Genomic DNA, 17,162 nt, shown 5'->3' with positions numbered 1-17,162 from the left:
CCCGTGGACGAGGCCCTGCTCCGCAGCCTCACCCCGGAGGTGCTCGCCGTCCTCGTCCGCCGCGGAGCCGACTTCGCGGCGGCCGAGGACGCCGTCCAGGACGCCCTGGTGGAGGCCCTGCGGGTGTGGCCCGCGGGGCCTCCGGCCGAGCCGAAGGGGTGGCTGGTCACCGTGGCCTGGCGCAAGTTCCTCGACGCGGCCCGGGCGGACTCCGCCCGGCGCCGCCGCGAGGACCGGGTCGAGGAGGAGCCGGCCCCCGGGCCGGCCCCCGCGCTCGACGACACGCTGCGGCTGTACTTCCTGTGCGCCCACCCCTCGCTGACGCCGGCCTCGGCGGTGGCGCTCACCCTGCGCGCCGTCGGCGGGCTCACCACCCGCCAGATCGCCCGGGCCTACCTGGTGCCCGAGGCGACCATGGCGCAGCGGATCAGCCGGGCCAAGCGCACCGTCTCCGGTGTGCGCTTCGACCGGCCGGGCGATGTCGCGACCGTGCTGCGGGTGCTCTACCTGGTGTTCAACGAGGGTTACTCGGGCGATGTCGACCTCGCCGCCGAGGCGATCCGGCTGACCCGGCAGCTGGCGGCCCGGGTCGACCACCCCGAGGTGGCCGGGCTGCTCGCCCTGATGCTGCTCCACCACGCCCGGCGGGCCGCCCGGACCGCCCCGGACGGCAGCCTGGTGCCGCTCGCCGAGCAGGACCGCTCCCGCTGGGACACCGCGGCGATCGCCGAGGGCGTGGCGATCCTCCAGGCGGCCCTCGCCCGCGACCGGCTGGGCGAGTTCCAGGCGCAGGCGGCCGTCGCGGCCCTGCACGCGGACGCGCGGACGGCCGAGGAGACGGACTGGGTGCAGATCGTCGAGTGGTACGACGAACTGCTGCGGCTGACCGGCAGTCCGGTGGTGCGGCTCAACCGCGCGGTGGCGGTCGGCGAGGCGGACGGGCCGCGGGCCGGGCTGGCGGCGCTGGCGGAGGTGGACGCCGGGCTGCCGCGCCGCACGGCGGCGGAGGCCCACCTGCGTGAGCGGGCCGGCGAGCGGGCGACGGCGGCGCGACTGTACGCCGAGGCGGCCCGCGAGGCGCCCAACCTCGCCGAGCGGGACCATCTGACGCGCCGGGCGGCCCGGATCAACACCGCGCTCGCGGCGGACCGGGAGCAGCCATGAGCGTGCCCGCCGGCCCGCGGCGGGCGGGTTGCGACCGCCCCGGTCCCCCGGACGAAAGATACTTGCAGTAGCTGTATATGGGCCCTAGCCGGTATTCACCTTCATGGCTTACCCTTGGGTACAGCCACATTCGGAAGGAGACCGGCCTCATGACCGCCACGGACCCCGCGCTCACCGCCCTGGCCAGCGGCTGGGGTGCGCTTTCCCTCCTGCACGGCAGGATCGAGTCGCACATCGAGCGCGCCCTGCAGTCCAAGCACGACCTGAGCGTGCGGGAGTACTCGCTGCTCGACGTCCTCAGCCGGCAGCACGACGGCGAGGGCGGCCACCTCCAGATGAAGCAGGTCGCCGACGCGGTCGTGCTCAGCCAGAGCGCCACGACGCGACTGGTCACCCGCCTGGAGGACCGCGGCCTGCTGGCCCGCTACCTCTGCCCCACCGACCGCCGCGGCATCTACACCAATGTCAGCGAGGAGGGGCTGAAGCTGCTGGAGGAGGCCCGGCCGACCAATGACGCCGCGCTGCGCGAGGCGCTCGGCGAGGCCGCGCGCAATCCCGAGCTGGCCTCGCTGGTGGAGGCCGTCGAGGCCGTGGAGACCCCGGCACGTCTCGGCTAGCCACCCGCCCCCGCCTCCCCCGACCGGCCCCAGCACCTCGCTGGGGCCGGTTTTTCATGCCCCCGCAACCCCGGCCCGACGACACCATGTGATCGCCGACATCCAGAGAACGACCACAGCCCGCGCTTGCACTTATAGCGCGCCTGCAATTATTGTGAAGACACGCAAGGAGCTCACTCAAGCAATCACAGAAGGGTCGAGCCCAATGCCTCTCGCACTGCTCGCTCTGGCCGTCGGCGCCTTCGGCATCGGCACCACCGAATTCGTGATCATGGGCCTGCTGCCCGAGATCGCCGCCGACTACGGCGTCTCCATCCCCACTGCGGGCCTGCTGGTCACCGGCTACGCCCTCGGCGTCGTCCTCGGCGCACCGCTGCTGACCGTGCTCGGCACCAAGGTCAGCCGCAAGCGGATGCTCATGCTGCTGATGGGCCTGTTCGTGCTCGGCAACCTGGTCTCGGCCCTCGCCCCCTCGTTCGGCATGATGCTCGCCGGCCGCGTGGTCGCCTCGCTCGCCCACGGCGCGTTCTTCGGCATCGGCTCCGTCGTCGCCGCCGACCTGGTCGCCCCGGACAGGAAGGCCGGCGCCATCGCCACCATGTTCACCGGTCTGACCATCGCCAACATCGTCGGCGTGCCGCTCGGCACCTACATCGGCCAGGCCGTCGGCTGGCGCATCACCTTCGCCGGTGTCGCCGCGCTCGGCATCGTCGGACTGCTCGGCATCGCCAAGCTCGTCCCCGCCATGCCCCGGCCCGAGGGCGCCCACCTGCGCCGCGAGCTGACCGCCTTCCGCAACCCGCAGGTCCTGCTCGCCATGGCGATGACCGTGCTCGGTTTCGGTGGTGTCTTCGCCGCGATCACCTACATCGCCCCGATGATGACCCATGTGGCGGGCTACTCGGACGGCGCGGTCACCTGGCTGCTGGTCCTCTTCGGCATCGGCATGTTCCTCGGCAACCTGCTCGGCGGCAAGTACGCCGACCGCAAGCTGATGCCGATGCTCTACGCCACCCTGGGCGGCCTCGCCGTCGTCCTGGCGCTGTTCACCCTGACCGCGCACAACAAGGTGCTGGCCGCGATCACCATCATGCTCGTCGGGGCGCTCGGCTTCGCCACCGTCCCACCGCTGCAGAAGCGGGTGCTTGACCAGGCCCACGGGGCGCCCACCCTGGCCTCCGCCGTGAACATCGGCGCCTTCAACCTCGGCAACGCCCTCGCCGCCTGGCTCGGCGGCATGGTCATCACCGCCGGCCTCGGCTACACCTCGCCGAACTGGGTCGGCGCCGTGCTCGCCGCCGCGGCCCTCGTCCTCGCCATCTGGTCCGCCGCCCTGGAGCGCCGCACCCCCGTGACCGCGACCTCGACCTCGGCCGACCCCGTCGCCGCCGCCGTCCCGGTCCACCACTGACCGCCCCACCCTCCCCGTCCGGCTCCCCCTCACCTCAGGAGAACCACCCCCATGAGCACCACCACCGTGACCCCGCTGACCACCGCCGACGCCGAGACCCTGATCACCGCCGCCCGCGCCGCCGCCGAGGCGGCCGGGGTCCCGGTCAGCGTCACCGTCCTCGACGCCGGGGGCCACCTGCTCGCCTTCCGCCGCGACGACCGGGCCGTCCTGATCTCCGGCGAGACCAGCACCCGCAAGGCCTACACCGCGCTGCAGCTGAACGCCCCGACCGCCGACCTGGTCGACCTGGTCAAGCCCGACGGCCCGTTCCACTCGCTGCCGACCGCGCTCGACCGTCCGCTGCTGTTCATCGCCGGCGGCGTCCCCGTCCACCGCGACGGCCGCCTCGTCGGCGCCATCGGCCTCGGCGGCGGCGCCCCGGAGCAGGACCACTCCTTCGCCACCGCCGCCCTCCAGGAGCTGCCCCGGTGAGCCGCACCCCTCGCGAGGTCTTCACCGGCCACGGTGAGCGCCCGGGCACCGGGGACCTCGACCACATAGCGGGCGACGACACCGAGGACCGGACCGTCCGCCACACCCTCAGCAACCGCACCGACCGAAAGACCGGTACCACCATGAACGCCCCCACCGTCCCCACCGTGAAGCTCAACAACGGCGTCGAGATCCCCCAGCTCGGCTTCGGTGTCTTCCAGGTCCCGGACGACCGGACCACCGCCGCCGTCACCGGCGCCCTGGAGGCCGGCTACCGCAGCATCGACACCGCCGCGATCTACGGCAACGAGGCCGGCGTCGGCCGGGCCCTGGCCGAGGGCGGCGTGCCGCGCGACGACCTCTTCATCACCACCAAGCTGTGGAACGCCGACCAGGGCTACGACGAGACGCTGCGCGCCTTCGACGCCAGCCTCGCCAAGCTGGGCCTGGAGACCGTCGACCTCTACCTGATCCACTGGCCCACCCCGGCCAGGGACCGCTACCTCGACTCCTGGCGCGCCATCGAGCGCCTCGCCGCCGAGGGCCGGATCCGCGCCGCCGGTGTCTCCAACTTCCAGCCCGCCCACCTCCGGCGCCTGCTGGACAACAGCGAACTCGTCCCGGCCGTCAACCAGGTCGAGCTGCACCCCGGCCTCCAGCAGACCGAGCTGCGCGCCTTCCACGCCCGGCACGGCATCGCCACCGAGGCCTGGAGCCCGCTCGCCCAGGGCGCCGTCCTGGACGACCCGGCGATCACCGCGATCGCCGAGCGCACCGGCAAGTCGCCCGCCCAGGTGGTGCTGCGCTGGCACCTGCAGCTGGGCAACATCGTGATCCCCAAGTCGGTCACCCCGGCCCGCATCCGCCAGAACCTCGACGTCTTCGACTTCGAGCTGACCGGCGCGGACATGGACGCGATCGGCGCGACCGACCGGGGCCTGCGCACCGGCCCGCACCCGGACCAGTTCAACTGATCCTCCCGACGCCCCCGCTCCACCACCGGCCGACCGACCGGGGCGCAGCGGGGGCGTCCGCCGTTCCCGCTCCGCCCGCTCCCACCGCTCCGCCCGCTCCCACCGCTCCGCCCGCTCCCACCGCTCCCACCGCCCCGGAAGGATCCGCCATGGCCTCCGCCCACCCCGCCCTCGCCCGCATCGCCCCCGGCGACGGACGGCTCACCCTCGGCCTCGAACTGCCCCTGGACAACGACTGGGGCCCCGAGCGCGGACGCGCCGACCGCGCCGCCGGCCTGCCGTTCGGCGTCCCCGACCTCACGGCGCACACCGAGCGCGCACGGCTGGCCGACCGGCTCGGCTTCGCCGCCCTGTGGCTGCGCGACGTCCCGCTCTACGACCCGCTCCAGTTCGGCGACGCCGGCACCGTCTTCGAGACCTTCACCCACCTCGGCCACCTCGCCGCCGTCACCGAGAACGTCGTCCTCGGCACCGGTGCGACCGTCCTGCCGCTGCGCGAGCCGCTGCTGGTCGCCAAGGCCGCCGCCACCGTCGACGTGCTGTCCGGCGGGCGCATGCTGCTGGGCCTGGCCAGCGGCGACCGCCCGGTGGAGTACCCGCTGTTCCGGCGCGACTTCCAGTCCCGCGGCGCGGCGTTCCGCGAGGGCGTCGCGACCCTGCGCGCCGCCTGGCGCGGCGGACCGCTGGAGCTTCCCGCGGTCGGCCTCGGCGCGGACCGGCAGCTGGAGGTGCTGCCGCGGCCGGTGCACCCGGCCGGGATCCCGGTCGCCGTCGCCGGCGGCGCCCAGCAGACCCCGGAGTGGATCGCCGAGAACGTCGACGCCTCCCTCAACTACCCGCGCGACCTGGGCGCGCTACGGATCAAGGCCCGGGAGTGGCGGCAGCGGACCGACGGCGCCAAGCCGTATCTGACGCCCATGGTCCTCACCCTCCAGGAGGACCCCGACGCCCCGGCCGCCCCCATCCGGCTCGGCCTGAGCACCGGCCGCAACGCCCTGGTGGACCACCTGGAGGCGATGGCCGAGCTCGGCGTCTCCCATGTCTCGTTCAACCTGCGCCCCAACGACCGGCCGATCGAGGAGCTGCTGCACGAGCTCGCCGAGCACGTGCTGCCGCACTTCCCCACGCCCGAGGCCGCCCCGGCAGTCGAGGACAGAATCTGACCTATACGACTCCTATCGTGGAACACGTCGGACGGCAACGGACCGTCAAGGACACGGCACCCCACGGAGGTACGGACATGAGCGGCACCACGGCCACCACCGCCCCTGCGATCACCGGCGAGCGGGCCGACCTGCTGGAGCAGCTCGCGACGCAGCGTCACTACCTGCGCCACACCACGCGCGACCTGACCGACGAGCAGGCCGCGCTGCGCACCACCGCCGGCGAACTGTGCCTGGGCGGCCTCATCAAGCACGTCTCGGCCGTCGAGCGGGCCTGGGTCGACTTCATCCTCGAAGGCCCGTCCGCGATGCCCGACTTCACCAGCATGACGCCGGCCGAGCAGGAGAAGTGGGCGGACAACTTCCGCCTGCTGCCCGGGGAGACGCTGGCCGGCGTGCTCGCCGAGTACGCCGGGACCGCGCGCCGCACGGACGAGCTGATCGCCGCCCTGCCGGACCTCGACGTCTCCCAGCCGCTGCCGCCGGCGCCGTGGTACGAGCCCGGCGCCCGCCGCTCGGCCCGCCGGGTGGTGCTGGGCATCATCGGCGAGACCGCGCAGCACGCGGGCCACGCCGACATCCTGCGGGAGTCCCTGGACGGCGCCAAGTCGATGGGCTGAGCGCCGCCGGGCAGCCCGTCCCCGGCGCGCGTCCCGTGACGCACGCCGGGGCCATCGCGGCCACCCCCGCAGAGTTAGAGGGTCTCACTGAAGTTGTTGACACTCACAGAGGCAAGGAGTTACAACTTATAACGAACACAAAAGCCTCTATGGAACAGGAGGGTGCGGCCATGAGTGACCAGCGCCTGCTCGAAGTCGTCCTGCCGGGTGTGGTGGCCCCGGAGGGGCTGGAGATCCGCCGGGGTGCGGTGCCGCAGCCCGGCCGGGGCCGGGTCGTGATCGGCGTGGAGGCGACCGGCGTCTCGTTCGCCGAACAGCAGATGCGCCGCGGGCGGTACTACGACCAGCCGCCGTTCCCCTTCGTCCCCGGCTACGACCTGGTGGGCCGGGTGCTGGCCGCCGGCGAGGGCGTCGACCCGGCCCTGACCGGCCGGCGGGTGGCGGCGCTGGTGAAGACCGGCGGGTGGGCGAGCCATGTCGCGCTCGACGCCGCGGACGCGGTGCCCGTGCCGGACGGCCTCACCCCGGCCGAGGCGGAGACCGTGGTGGTCAACGGCATCACCGCCCGGCAGATGCTGCACCGGCTGGCCCGGGTGCGCCCCGGGCAGACCGTCCTGGTGCACGGCGCGAGCGGCGGCGTCGGCTCGGTGCTGGTCCAACTCGCCCGCGCGGCGGGCGCGGCGGTGATCGGCACGGCCTCCGCACGGCACCACGACGCGCTGCGCGAGCTGGGCGCCGTCCCGGTCGACTACCGGGCCGGTGACGTCCCCGCCCGGGTCCGGGAGCTGGCGCCCGGCGGAGTGGACGCGGTGTTCGACCACGTCGGCGGGCGCAGCGTGGTCGACTCCTGGCACCTGCTCGCCCCCGGCGGCACCCTGGTCGCCTACGGCAGCGCCTCCACCCGGGACGACACCGGCTCCAAGCAGTGGCCGGTGCTCAAGATCCTGGCCCGCACCTGGTTCTGGAACACCCTGCCCAACGGGCGCCGCGCCCACTTCTACAACATCTGGGCGGGCCGGGCCCTGGGCCGGGACGGCTTCCGCGCCCGTCTGCGGGAGGACCTCACCGAGCTCTTCGACGCCGTCCGCCGCGGCGAGGTCTCTGCCCGCGTCGCCGCCGAACTCCCGCTCACCAGCGCCGCCGAGGCGCTGCGCCTGGCCGAGTCCGGAACGGTCAGCGGCAAGGTGGTCCTGGTCCCCTGACGCCCGCGCGGGGCACCCGGGCCGGAGGGGCGCGCCGCCCTAGGATGGGCGCCATGCCGGACGCCGCCTCCCGCGTGGAGCCCTTCAGCCCGCAGACCGCCCCCGCGGAACTGGACGACCTGCAGAGCCGGTTGCGGGCGACCCGATGGCCGGACGCCCCCGAGGACGCGGGGTGGTCGCTCGGCACGGACGTCGGCTACCTGCGGGAACTGGTCGCGTACTGGGCGGACGGCTTCGACTGGCCGGCCCAGGAGCGGGCGCTCGCCCGGCTGCCGCGGTACCGCACCCGGGTGGGCGGACTCGGCGTCCACTTCGTTCACGCGCGCGCCGTCGCACCCACCGGCCCGGTTCTGCCGCTGGTGCTCAGCCACGGCTGGCCGGACTCGTTCTGGCGCTACTCCAAGGTCGTCCCGCTGCTGACCGACCCCGGCGCGCACGGCGGCGACCCGGCCGACGCGTTCGACGTGGTCGTGCCCGACCTGCCGGGCTTCGGCTACTCCGACCGGCCCGTCGGCGCCCCGCTCGACACCGTCGCCGTGGCCGGGCTGTGGGCGCGGCTCATGGACGTGCTCGGCTACCCGCGGTTCGGTGCGGCGGGAGGGGACCTCGGCAGCCATGTCAGCCGCTGCCTCGCCCTCGACCACCCCGGGCGGGTGGTGGCCGTCCACCGGATGGACGCCGGCCTGCCGGTCCCCGGCGGTGATCCGGCCGGCCTCACGCCCGAGGAGCGCGCCTGGTTCGCGGACGTCGCGGCCTGGGGCGCGAGCGAGGGCGCGTACGGCGCCGTCCACCGCACCAAGCCGCAGAGCGCCGCCGTCGGCCTGACCGACTCACCGGCCGGGCTGGCGGCGTGGATCGTCGAGAAGCTCCAGGCGTGGAGCGACAACGACGGCGACCTCGAACAGGTCTTCAGCCGGGACGAGATCCTCACCAATCTGACGATCTACTGGCTGACCGGGACGATCGCCTCGTCGATGCGGATCTACCACGCCAACGCCGCCATCCCGGCGGAGCAGCTCGCCCGCCGCGTCGAAGTGCCGTCCGGCTTCGCGCTCTTCGCCGGGGACGTGCTGCGTCCGCCGCGCGCCTGGCTGGAGCGCACGACGAACCTCGTGCACCTGAGCGAGCCGGCCCGCGGCGGCCACTTCGCGCCGTTCGAGGAGCCGGAGCTCTACGCGGAGGAGCTGCGGACGTTCTTCCGCCCCTACCGGGCCGCGGCACAGGGACGCCGGTAGCCGCGACGAACCCCTGCGACGACCCCCTGCACCGTCAACTGTCGGTGCCGGGGCCTATGGTGTGGGTGAACGGTTCCGTTGCCGCTGTTTCCAGGGGGGAATGCCCGATGTCCGTGGACGGGTTCGAGTTGCTGACCGAGGCGCACGACTACTTGCTGGCCGCGGTGCGCGGCGTTCCGGAGGACGCCTGGGGTGCCGCCACGCCGTGCAGCGAGTGGACGGTGCGTCAGGTCTTCCAGCACGCCAGGCTCGACCAGCTGGCGCTCGTCATGCAGATCACCGGGGACGCCCCGGCGGGCGACCCGTTCGCGCCGGCCGACGCGCTGGACGGCGACGGCCGCGACGCGGTCGCGCAGTTGGAGACGGCGCTGGAGGGTTCGATGAAGGCGTGGGAGTCGGTCCGCGAGGCCGGGGCCGTGCCGACCCCGATGGGCCCGATGCCCGCCCAGGCCGCGACGGCGGTCGCGGCGCTGGACGCCGCCCTCCACGCCTGGGACATCGCCCGCGCCACCGGCCAGGACCGCCCGCTCGGCGAGTCCCTCGCGGAGCGCCTGGAGACCCCGGCGGCCCAGATCGTCGAGTTCGTCCGGACCTCCTTCGGGAAGTTCGGCGCCGTCGTCGACGTACCCGCCGACGCCGACCGCGCCGCCAAGCTCCTCGCCTTCACCGGCCGCGACCCGCTGTGGGCACCGCGGGCCGTCTAGGGCGTGCCCTGACGCCGCGGACCCGGGCTGATCCACAAGGCCCGCCCTGGAGATCGTCTTCAGAGATGATCGAGTGATGATGGATCATGCCGGTCCCGGTGCGTCGTCATGCACCTCGTCGAAGGAGCCCGGCGCGCCTTCGACGAGGTGCATGCGGGCCGGCCGTCGTCCGGTCCGGTCCGGTGGCAGGGCGGGCGTCGTGGCCGACGCGGAGGCGCTGCGGTCACGGCCCTCCGTCGCCGAGCCGGGAGCCGGGCGGCGACCGAGGGGTGGCTCAGGAGGCGGACGGTTCGATCTCCCCCGCGAAGACGATGATCTGGTCGATGAGGTTCCGTCGCAGATGGACGACGTCCGTTCCCGCCAGGCGGGGGCCTCCGTCAGGCGTGGTGAAGACCCACTGGTACCGGGCCCATTCGTCGGGCATGTCCACCGCCGAGCAGCGCACCATCGTGCCGGTCCCCGCCGGGTGGCGTCGGATGTCCAGCACGAACCGCTCGACCGCCGCGATTCCTTCGCTGCGGCCCAACGGACCCCAGAAGACCACGTCCGAGGTCAGGGCCTGCGGGAGCAGGGCGGTCACATAGCTGTCGTCCGAGGCGTTGAACGCGGAGATGAACGTGTCGATCGCGGAGCGTGCGGTCTCTTCCTGCATGCCTCAGTCATACCAGCCGGTGCGCGTGTTCCGGTCCCACAAGCCGTCTTCCGGTCGCAGCACAAGCGATCCGACGAGGCCCGGTGCGCACCGGACTGCTCCCGTCGCCGGTGAACGGCCGGAGCCGGTACAGGGGCCACGGCAGCCAGGCCCGGCACCGGACGACAGGACGCTCCGCCGACGGTTCGCCGCCCGACGGGCCTATGCGGTCACCGCACCGGGGCCGGCCGCGGCGAGGTGTTCGCGGGCGGCCGCCAAGTGGCGGGCGGCGGCGGCGAAGTGGTGGGAGACCAGCGGGAGGACCTGCGGTTCGAGCCTTCGGGTGAAGGCCTCGGCCGCCTCCAGGGGGACGGTGGCGCGGAGCAGCAGCTCGGCGGTCTCCGGCCCCTGCGGACCGGCCCCTGCGGCGGCCTTCAGGCCGGCGGCGGTGCGGCGCAGCAGGATGAGCGCGTCCTCGGCGTCCGGCGGACCGTCCGGGAACTCATGGCCCCACCACGACAGTTCGACGGTGACCGCGCGCAGGTGCACCTCGCAGCGGCGGAACCACCAGGTGGTCCACGAGGCGGGCAGGATCGCGGTCTTCGGACTCACGTTGTTACTCGGCACAGGCCGATCATGTCCCACAAAGTCCGCTTGCACGCGGGTAATCCGGAAAAGTCGGTCCGGTTGTCATCAGCCGCCCGTCGGCCACCTCGGCGCGTGCCGAGGTGGCCGACGGGGTCACAGGGTGCCGTGCACCGCCCGGCCGTCGAAGAGGGTGAGGTCGACCGGGAGGTCGGGCAGGTCGTGCGGGGAGGTGTCGGCGAGGCGTCCGCCGAGGACGCAGAGGTCGGCGACCTTGCCGGGTTCGAGGGTGCCCTTCCAGTGCTCGGCGAAGTCCTGGACGGCCGGGGCGGAGGTGTAGGCGCGCACCGCCTCGGGGAGGCCGACGCGCTCCTGCGCTCCGCTGGTGCGGCCGGTCGCCTTGGACTCGCGCAGCAGCATGGAGGCGACGCCCTGCCGCCAGTCCGGTTCGGTGATCGGCGCGTCGGAGCTGGCGCAGAGCCGCACGCCGGCGGTGAGGGCGGAGCGCACCGGCCACATCCGACCGGAGCGTTCGGTGCCGACGACCTCGTCCATCAGGTCGGAGATCGTCCATTTGATCGCCGGGTTCATGTTGACGCCGTAGCCGTGCTGGGCGAGCAGGGCGAGGCTGCGTTCGGTCGCGAAGTCGCCGTGGATGAGGTAGTGCCGGGCGTCGGAACGGGGGTGGGCGCGCTGGGCGGCGGCGAAGGCGTCGGCCACCGTGTCGATCGCCCGGTCGCCGGTGACATGGACGCCGATCTGGTGGCCGGCGCTGTGCACGGCGGCGATCATCGCGGTGAGTTCGGCGGCCTGGAGCGCCGGCGCGGCTCCGTGCACGCACAGCGCGCCGTGGCCGCCGCCCTGGTAGGCGTCGTGCATCCAGGCGGTGCGGTTGGGCGGCACGCCGTCGGCGAAGAGCTTGACGCCGAGGACGGCGAGCCGGTGCGGGTCGATGCCGTCCAGCGGCAGTGCGGCCAGTTCGGCGAGCCCGGCCCGGACGTCCGGCAGGCCGCCGCCCATCGGGGAGGGCAGCAGCAACAGGCTGACCCGGGCGTGCAGTTCGCCGCCGCGGGCGAGGTCGAGGTAGCTGTGCAGGGCGCCGGTTCCCATCGCGCCGGCCATGATGCCCTCGCCGCCCGGTCCGAGGCCGGGTTCGGTGTAGCTGGTGGTGCCGAGGGCGTGCAGGGCGCTGATCGCGCCGGTGATGGCCGCGCGGCGGCGGTGCCCGTCGGCGCGCGGGATGTGGGCGTGGACGGCGCGCTGGGCGGCCTCACGGAGGATGCCGGTGGGGTGGCCGGCCGGGTCGGCGTCGATGGTGCCGCCGGGCGGGGGCTGGGTGGCGGGGCCGATGCCGGCCGTGCGCAGGGCCGCCGTGTTGACCCAGGCCATGTGGTCGGAGAAGTCGGTCAGGCAGACCGGGTTGTCCGGGGCGGCGGCGTCCAGGTCGGCGCGGTCGGGCAGGGTCCGGCTGCCGTCGCGGCACTCGGCGAGGTAGCCGACGTCCCAGCCGCGGCCGACGATCCACTCCCCCGGCGCGGCGGCGCGGGCCGCCGCGGTGACGGCCGCCACGATGTCCGCGATCGAGCGGACGGCGGGGAAGTTGAGGTCGAGGGCGAGCGGCGGGCGGTTGAGGCCCCAGGCGTGGCCGTGCAGGTGCGAGTCGTTGATGCCGGGCAGGACGGTCCGGCCGCGCAGGTCCACCACCCGGGTGGCGGGCCCGGCGTGGCCGAGCACGGCGGCGGTGCTGCCGACGGCGGTGATGACGCCGTCGCGCACGGCCAGGGCCTGGGCCGTGCGGAAGCCGGCGTCGACGGTGAGCACATCGCCGTCGACGAGCACGAGGTCGGCGGGGCGGGAGCCGGCGGGGCGGGAGTCGGCGGGGCGCGTCGCGGCGGGCATGGAGTCGGCGGGAGGGTTCACGGGTGTCAGGGCCCCTCGGGGGAGACCACGCCGCGGTCCGCCCAGTACGGCTCGACCAGTTCGCGCACCCGCTCGGCGCCGACCCGCTCCAGCAGGGCCAGGGCGCCGACGTTGTCGGTCAGCTGCTGCATCCGGCTGGCGCCGAACAGCACGGTGGCGGTGGCGGGGTGGGTGAGCGCGAAGGCGACGCACAGCTGCGCGGGGGTCGCGCCGAGGTCGGCGGCGACGGCGGCCAGCCCGCCGGCGGCCTCGGTGATCCGGTCGCGGATGCCGCCCGGGTCACGGCCGATCTCGCGTGCGGGGCTGGTGCGCCCGGCCAGGATGCCGCCCTCCAGGATGTCCGAGGCCTGGAGCGAGAGGCCCTCGGCGAACAGCTCGGCGAAGGGCTCGCCGTCGGGGATGGCGCGGCGGCAGGGGCTGTACTTGAGCTGGGCGAGCTGCGGGCCGGGCGAGCCGGCGGCGCGGGCGTGCTCGCCGATGGTGCGAACCGCCGTGGCGGACCAGTTGTTGACGCCCCAGCAGCCGATCAGACCCTCCTTCTCCAGCTCGGCGAGTTCCTCGGCGATCGCGCGCAGGTCGAGGTCCTCGCGGCGGATGTCGCCGAGCACGGCGAGGTCGGCGTGCTCGACGCCGGCCCGGAACAGGGCGTTGGCCAGCTGGTCGCGCAGCGAGAGCTGCGGGTAGGGCTCCAGCCAGAGCTTGGCGGAGAGCAGGTAGTCCTCGCGGGCGAGGCCGCCGGCCCGCACGATGGCGGAGAACAGCACGTCGGTGAAGACCGGCGGGTGGCCGGGGATGCCGTAGACGGCCACGTCGAACAGGTTGATGCCGAGGTCCACGGCGTGGCGGACCATGGCGACGGCGTCGCCGAAGTCCATCCGGTCGTAGGTGTGCCAGGAGCCGAGGGACAGCGCGGACACCTCGGGTCCGGCGGTGCCGAGCCGGCGGCGGGGGACGACGGTCATGGTGGTCCTCACGGGGTCGGGGGATGACGGAGGGAGCAGGCGGTCGGGTGCTCGAAGGTGGCACCCGGCGCCCCGGGGCGGGACACAGGGACATGAGGGGACGCCCCGGGGCGCCGGGCGGATCGGGGGCGCCGGCGGCGGAGGGCCGCCGGCGCGGAGCGGGCCGGGGTCAGGGCAGCCAGGGGTGCACGACGGCCTTGGTCTGCTCCAGGCGGGCCATCGCCTCGATGGCACCGCTCGCACCGCTCAGCCCGACCGGGTCGCTGAACAGCGCGTCCCAGTCGAAGTGCGAGCGGAAGGCGGCCAGGAACTCCACGGCCCGGTGGTAGTCGCCGACGTCGCCGTTGAGCGAGCCGAGCACGGTCAGCTCCTTGCCCATGACGGTGCCCAGCGGCAGCTCCTGGAGGGCCGGGCCGGTGGTGCCGACGACCACGAACCGCCCGCCCCAGGCGGCCAGGTCCACCGCCTCGGCGCCGACGCCGGGCGCGCCCGCGAGGTCGATCACCAGGTCGGCGCCGCGCCCGCCGGTGGCGGCGAGCACCGCCTCGCGGCGGGCCTCGGGGCCGTCGGCCAGACCCAGCGTCAGGTCGGCGCCGAACTCGGCGGCGAGTTCCAGGCGGCTGTCCGGCGCACCGATGGTGATCACCGGACCGGCGCCGCCCGCCTTGGCGACGGCGGTGGCGACGATGCCGAGCGCGCCCGCGCCCTGGATCACCACCGAGGAGCCGGGGCGGGTGCCGCCGGCCCGGTCGAAGGCGTGCAGCACGGTCTTGACGGCGCAGCCGGCCGCGGCGGCCCAGGCCGACTCGACCTCGTCGGGCAGCAGGTACTTCTGCGCGTTCGGGACGACGTAGTTGTACTCGGCGAGCCCGGCGGTGGCGTAGGGGTGGCGGTCGGCGCGCTGGCGGAAGCCGTAGCCGCGGTCCTCGCAGGCCACCGGGGTGCGCAGCACGGTGCAGCCGTAGCAGTACCCGCAGGTGGACTCGGACCAGCCGATCCGGCGGCCCACCGCGACCGGGCGGCCGAGCGCGTCCACGGTGCCCTCCCCCACCGCGACCACGGTGCCGGCCATCTCGTGGCCGAGGACCAGCGGCAGCATCCCGGGCAGCGACATCGCCCCGCTCCACAGGTGGACGTCGGTGGCGCACAGCGTGGCGCAGTCGACGCGCACCAGGGCGGCGCCCGGTTCGATCCGCCGGGGCAGCGGCAGTTCCTCGATCACCAGCGGCTCGCCGTGGGCGTGCAGCACCGCCGCCCTGGTGCTCGTCGGAATCGTCATGGTCCTCGTTCTCCTTCGGTTCCCTGGTCCACGGTCCGGGCGGGTGCCCGGTCCGGTCATCTGCTGTGGGCGGTGTCCCAGACCTCGTTGCGGCTGCGCCACCAGAGCAGCACCACGATGACCAGGAAGGGCACCACGCCCTGGTACTTCTGGATCGCCTCGACGGAGGCGGACAGGCCCTCCAGGCAGCCGAGGACGAGGCCGCCGAGCAGGGTCAGCGGCAGGCTGCGGAAGGCACCGAGCATGGCGACGGCCAGCGCGGTGTTGATGAGCTTGCCGAGGGTGGAGAAGTCCCCGCCCAGGCGCGGCGCGGCCAGCACCACGACCAGCGTGGTGACGGCGCCGATGGCGGCCCACACGGCGACGGCGAGCTTCGCCACCGGGATCCCGACCACCTCGGCGGTGGCGGGCTGCTCGGAGAGCGCCTGCAGGCGCAGGCCGAGCCGGGTGCGGCCGAGCAGCAGGCCGACACCGACGGTGATCAGCGCGGCGAAGGCGATGGTGACCAGCACGGACTGCGGGATCACCACCCCGCCGAGGGTGAGCACCGGCTTCTCGAAGGGGCTCGGGAAGGTGTGCGCGCCGGTGGTGGTGGAGCCGAACAGTCGCAGTCCGGCGGCCATCACGGCGACGTAGACGGCGACGGTGACGGCCGCCTTGGTGTTCTGCGAGTGGCCGGCGAACCAGCGCACCAGTACGGTGCCGAGCAGGGCGGACAGCGCCGCCCCGGCGAGCACCCCGGCGGGCAGGGCCAGCCAGAGGCTCACGCCCTCGTCGGTGAGGCTGACCATGACGAAGGCGCCGATCGCGCCAACGGCGGCCATCGCGAAGTTGACGGTGGCGACGAGCCGGTAGGTCAGGACGACGCACAGGCCGAGCAGGGCGTAGACGCCGCCACCGGTCAGGCCGGCGAGCGTGGAGTTGAGCATGGGACGCCTCCTGGGGTCCGGCAGGGGTCCTGCGGGGTCGGGGTCACTTCTTGCCGGGGACGACGAAGCCCTCGGGCAGGACCTTCCAGGCGCCGTCGACGGCCTGGACGAAGCGGCTGCCCTGGACGGCGTTGTGGCTGTCGCCCTCGCCGAACACCCAGGGGGTGCCGACCATCGGGTACTCGATCGGCTGCATGGTCTTGAAGGCCTTGGTGACGGACTCCCGGTCGATCGTCCCGGAGATGCCCTTGAGGACCTGAACGAAGAGGTCGGCGGCCATCACGCCGCCCTGGCTGAAGGCGGTCTTCTGGATCTTGTTCTTGTCGACCAGCTGGGACCAGCGCTCGTTGCCGGGCAGGGTGGTGTCGGTGTAGGGCTGCCACTCGGTGCCGGCGTAGACCTTGAGGCCGGCCGGGATGGCCTGGGCGTTGGCGTCGGTGTAGGTGTTGGCGCCGACGATGAAGTCGACGTCGTCCATGCCCTGGGTCTTCGCCTGCGCGAAGTAGGGGCCGACGATGCCGTTGTAGAGGACGGCCTGGCAGCCGGCGCCCTTGTCGGCGACCAGGTACTTGGTCGGGTCGCCCTCGGCGATGGCGAGTTCCTTGTGGGCGAGCTGCTTGCCGGTCAGCTCGGTCCACTTCTTGATCGCGTCCTCGATGCCGCCGCCGCTGCCGGGCAGCACGGTGTAGTCGAGGCAGACCTTGTCGTGCTTGAGCACCTCGGAGGCGTAGTAGAGGTTGGCGGTGAGCAGGTTGAACGGGCCGGGGTTGACCGGGGCGATGTTGGGGCTGGTGAAGCAGGCCGGGTCGACGCCGACGGCCGGGATGGAGACGATCTTCTCCTTGCTGTAGGCCGCGCGGTTGAGGCCGCAGTCGACGGCGCTGGAGGAGCCGACCAGGGCGACCACCTTCTTGGACTTGACCAGGTCGACGGCGGCCTCGGTGGCGCGCTGCGGGTTCATCGCGTCGTCCATGCTGACGAGTTCCAGCTTGCGGCCGTTGATGCCGCCGGCGGCGTTGACCTCGTCGAAGACGGCCTTGACGGCCTGGGGGACCTCGGGGGTCTGGAAGAGTCCGGTGATGCCGTTGATCGAGCCGACCTTGATCGGGCCGGACTCCGAACCGGAGCCGGAGCCGTCGCAGGCGGTGGCGCCGAGGGCCAGTGCGGTGGCGGCGGCGAGGGCGGCGAGCGGCCGGGCGTGCGTCATGGTGCACTCATTCCGTTCAGTGGGGGCGCGCCGGAACAGGGGGTACAACGCGGTCCCGCGCGAGGGTGGGTGTGGGGGGTGTGCG

17 protein-coding genes are annotated in these 17,162 nt (G+C 73.9%); 10 read left to right on the top strand and 7 right to left on the bottom strand.

What is annotated here, in order from left to right:
- Nucleotides 1-3: 3 nt before the first annotated feature.
- From ABZW10_RS12810 to ABZW10_RS12765, 10 genes are all read left to right on the top strand, one after another.
- Nucleotides 4-1,164: a DUF6596 domain-containing protein gene (locus tag ABZW10_RS12810; RefSeq protein ID WP_355363640.1), complete on the top strand. Its 1,161-nt coding sequence runs from the start codon at nt 4-6 to the stop codon at nt 1,162-1,164.
- Between the two features lie 149 nt (nt 1,165-1,313).
- The gene (locus ABZW10_RS12805; protein WP_355363373.1) at nt 1,314-1,781 is read left to right on the top strand and encodes a MarR family transcriptional regulator; all 468 of its coding nucleotides are present in this window, start codon (nt 1,314-1,316) and stop codon (nt 1,779-1,781) included.
- A 205-nt stretch (nt 1,782-1,986) separates the two neighbouring features.
- Nucleotides 1,987-3,192, top strand: coding sequence for an MFS transporter (locus ABZW10_RS12800; protein WP_355363371.1), 1,206 nt, complete (start codon nt 1,987-1,989; stop codon nt 3,190-3,192).
- A gap of 51 nt (nt 3,193-3,243) precedes the next feature.
- Nucleotides 3,244-3,666, top strand: a complete 423-nt coding sequence (locus ABZW10_RS12795) for a heme-binding protein (protein WP_355363369.1) — start codon at nt 3,244-3,246, stop codon at nt 3,664-3,666.
- A 143-nt stretch (nt 3,667-3,809) separates the two neighbouring features.
- Nucleotides 3,810-4,640 (top strand): aldo/keto reductase, encoded by an 831-nt coding sequence (locus ABZW10_RS12790; protein ID WP_355363638.1) that lies wholly within the window; start codon nt 3,810-3,812, stop codon nt 4,638-4,640.
- Between the two features lie 149 nt (nt 4,641-4,789).
- On the top strand, nt 4,790-5,803 hold the full coding sequence (locus tag ABZW10_RS12785; protein ID WP_355363367.1) for a TIGR03571 family LLM class oxidoreductase: 1,014 nt from the start codon (nt 4,790-4,792) through the stop codon (nt 5,801-5,803).
- Nucleotides 5,804-5,880: 77 nt separating this feature from the next.
- Nucleotides 5,881-6,423 carry a DinB family protein gene (locus ABZW10_RS12780; protein WP_355363365.1) on the top strand — a complete coding sequence of 181 codons (543 nt, stop codon included), beginning with the start codon at nt 5,881-5,883 and terminating at the stop codon, nt 6,421-6,423.
- A 170-nt stretch (nt 6,424-6,593) separates the two neighbouring features.
- A complete protein-coding gene (locus ABZW10_RS12775; protein ID WP_355363363.1) occupies nt 6,594-7,625 on the top strand; it encodes a medium chain dehydrogenase/reductase family protein in 1,032 nt (343 codons plus the stop codon).
- 53 nt (nt 7,626-7,678) lie between these two features.
- A complete protein-coding gene (locus ABZW10_RS12770; RefSeq protein ID WP_355363361.1) occupies nt 7,679-8,860 on the top strand; it encodes an epoxide hydrolase family protein in 1,182 nt (393 codons plus the stop codon).
- A 107-nt stretch (nt 8,861-8,967) separates the two neighbouring features.
- Nucleotides 8,968-9,564, top strand: a complete 597-nt coding sequence (locus ABZW10_RS12765) for a TIGR03086 family metal-binding protein (protein WP_355363359.1) — start codon at nt 8,968-8,970, stop codon at nt 9,562-9,564.
- A gap of 274 nt (nt 9,565-9,838) precedes the next feature.
- Here ABZW10_RS12765 and ABZW10_RS12760 read toward each other — a convergent pair whose 3' ends face one another.
- The 7 genes from ABZW10_RS12760 to ABZW10_RS12730 form a co-directional block, all read right to left on the bottom strand.
- On the bottom strand, nt 9,839-10,216 hold the full coding sequence (locus ABZW10_RS12760) for a nuclear transport factor 2 family protein (RefSeq protein WP_355363357.1): 378 nt from the start codon (nt 10,214-10,216) through the stop codon (nt 9,839-9,841).
- Between the two features lie 201 nt (nt 10,217-10,417).
- On the bottom strand, nt 10,418-10,807 hold the full coding sequence (locus tag ABZW10_RS12755) for a hypothetical protein (protein WP_355363355.1): 390 nt from the start codon (nt 10,805-10,807) through the stop codon (nt 10,418-10,420).
- A gap of 129 nt (nt 10,808-10,936) precedes the next feature.
- On the bottom strand, nt 10,937-12,679 hold the full coding sequence (locus tag ABZW10_RS12750) for an amidohydrolase (RefSeq protein ID WP_355363353.1): 1,743 nt from the start codon (nt 12,677-12,679) through the stop codon (nt 10,937-10,939).
- A gap of 26 nt (nt 12,680-12,705) precedes the next feature.
- Nucleotides 12,706-13,662, bottom strand: coding sequence for an aldo/keto reductase (locus ABZW10_RS12745; protein ID WP_355363351.1), 957 nt, complete (start codon nt 13,660-13,662; stop codon nt 12,706-12,708).
- A gap of 169 nt (nt 13,663-13,831) precedes the next feature.
- Nucleotides 13,832-14,941 (bottom strand): zinc-binding dehydrogenase, encoded by a 1,110-nt coding sequence (locus ABZW10_RS12740; protein WP_355363349.1) that lies wholly within the window; start codon nt 14,939-14,941, stop codon nt 13,832-13,834.
- A gap of 56 nt (nt 14,942-14,997) precedes the next feature.
- Nucleotides 14,998-15,870, bottom strand: a complete 873-nt coding sequence (locus tag ABZW10_RS12735) for a branched-chain amino acid ABC transporter permease (RefSeq protein ID WP_355363347.1) — start codon at nt 15,868-15,870, stop codon at nt 14,998-15,000.
- 43 nt (nt 15,871-15,913) lie between these two features.
- A complete protein-coding gene (locus ABZW10_RS12730) occupies nt 15,914-17,077 on the bottom strand; it encodes an ABC transporter substrate-binding protein (protein WP_355363345.1) in 1,164 nt (387 codons plus the stop codon).
- Nucleotides 17,078-17,162 lie beyond the last annotated feature (85 nt).

It is taken from the genome of Kitasatospora sp. NPDC004723 (genome assembly GCF_040609255.1).
In the GTDB taxonomy this organism is placed as follows: Bacteria; Actinomycetota; Actinomycetes; order Streptomycetales; family Streptomycetaceae; genus Kitasatospora.
The sequence above is the reverse complement of the archived record's forward strand: the minus strand, read 5'-3'. Positions and strand labels throughout refer to the sequence as shown.

Excerpts from the sequence above, each read along its gene's own strand:
- ABZW10_RS12805 (WP_355363373.1), top strand. The coding sequence starts at position 1,314 with ATGACCGCCACGGACCCCGCGCTCACCGCCCTGGCCAGCGGCTGGGGT.
- ABZW10_RS12730 (WP_355363345.1), bottom strand. The coding sequence starts at position 17,077 with ATGACGCACGCCCGGCCGCTCGCCGCCCTCGCCGCCGCCACCGCACTG.
- ABZW10_RS12740 (WP_355363349.1), bottom strand. The coding sequence starts at position 14,941 with ATGACGATTCCGACGAGCACCAGGGCGGCGGTGCTGCACGCCCACGGC.
- ABZW10_RS12790 (WP_355363638.1), top strand. The coding sequence starts at position 3,810 with ATGAACGCCCCCACCGTCCCCACCGTGAAGCTCAACAACGGCGTCGAG.
- ABZW10_RS12765 (WP_355363359.1), top strand. The coding sequence starts at position 8,968 with ATGTCCGTGGACGGGTTCGAGTTGCTGACCGAGGCGCACGACTACTTG.
- ABZW10_RS12760 (WP_355363357.1), bottom strand. The coding sequence starts at position 10,216 with ATGCAGGAAGAGACCGCACGCTCCGCGATCGACACGTTCATCTCCGCG.
- ABZW10_RS12770 (WP_355363361.1), top strand. The coding sequence starts at position 7,679 with ATGCCGGACGCCGCCTCCCGCGTGGAGCCCTTCAGCCCGCAGACCGCC.
- ABZW10_RS12745 (WP_355363351.1), bottom strand. The coding sequence starts at position 13,662 with ATGACCGTCGTCCCCCGCCGCCGGCTCGGCACCGCCGGACCCGAGGTG.
- ABZW10_RS12735 (WP_355363347.1), bottom strand. The coding sequence starts at position 15,870 with ATGCTCAACTCCACGCTCGCCGGCCTGACCGGTGGCGGCGTCTACGCC.
- ABZW10_RS12780 (WP_355363365.1), top strand. The coding sequence starts at position 5,881 with ATGAGCGGCACCACGGCCACCACCGCCCCTGCGATCACCGGCGAGCGG.
- ABZW10_RS12785 (WP_355363367.1), top strand. The coding sequence starts at position 4,790 with ATGGCCTCCGCCCACCCCGCCCTCGCCCGCATCGCCCCCGGCGACGGA.
- ABZW10_RS12775 (WP_355363363.1), top strand. The coding sequence starts at position 6,594 with ATGAGTGACCAGCGCCTGCTCGAAGTCGTCCTGCCGGGTGTGGTGGCC.
- ABZW10_RS12800 (WP_355363371.1), top strand. The coding sequence starts at position 1,987 with ATGCCTCTCGCACTGCTCGCTCTGGCCGTCGGCGCCTTCGGCATCGGC.
- ABZW10_RS12795 (WP_355363369.1), top strand. The coding sequence starts at position 3,244 with ATGAGCACCACCACCGTGACCCCGCTGACCACCGCCGACGCCGAGACC.
- ABZW10_RS12750 (WP_355363353.1), bottom strand. The coding sequence starts at position 12,679 with ATGCCCGCCGCGACGCGCCCCGCCGACTCCCGCCCCGCCGGCTCCCGC.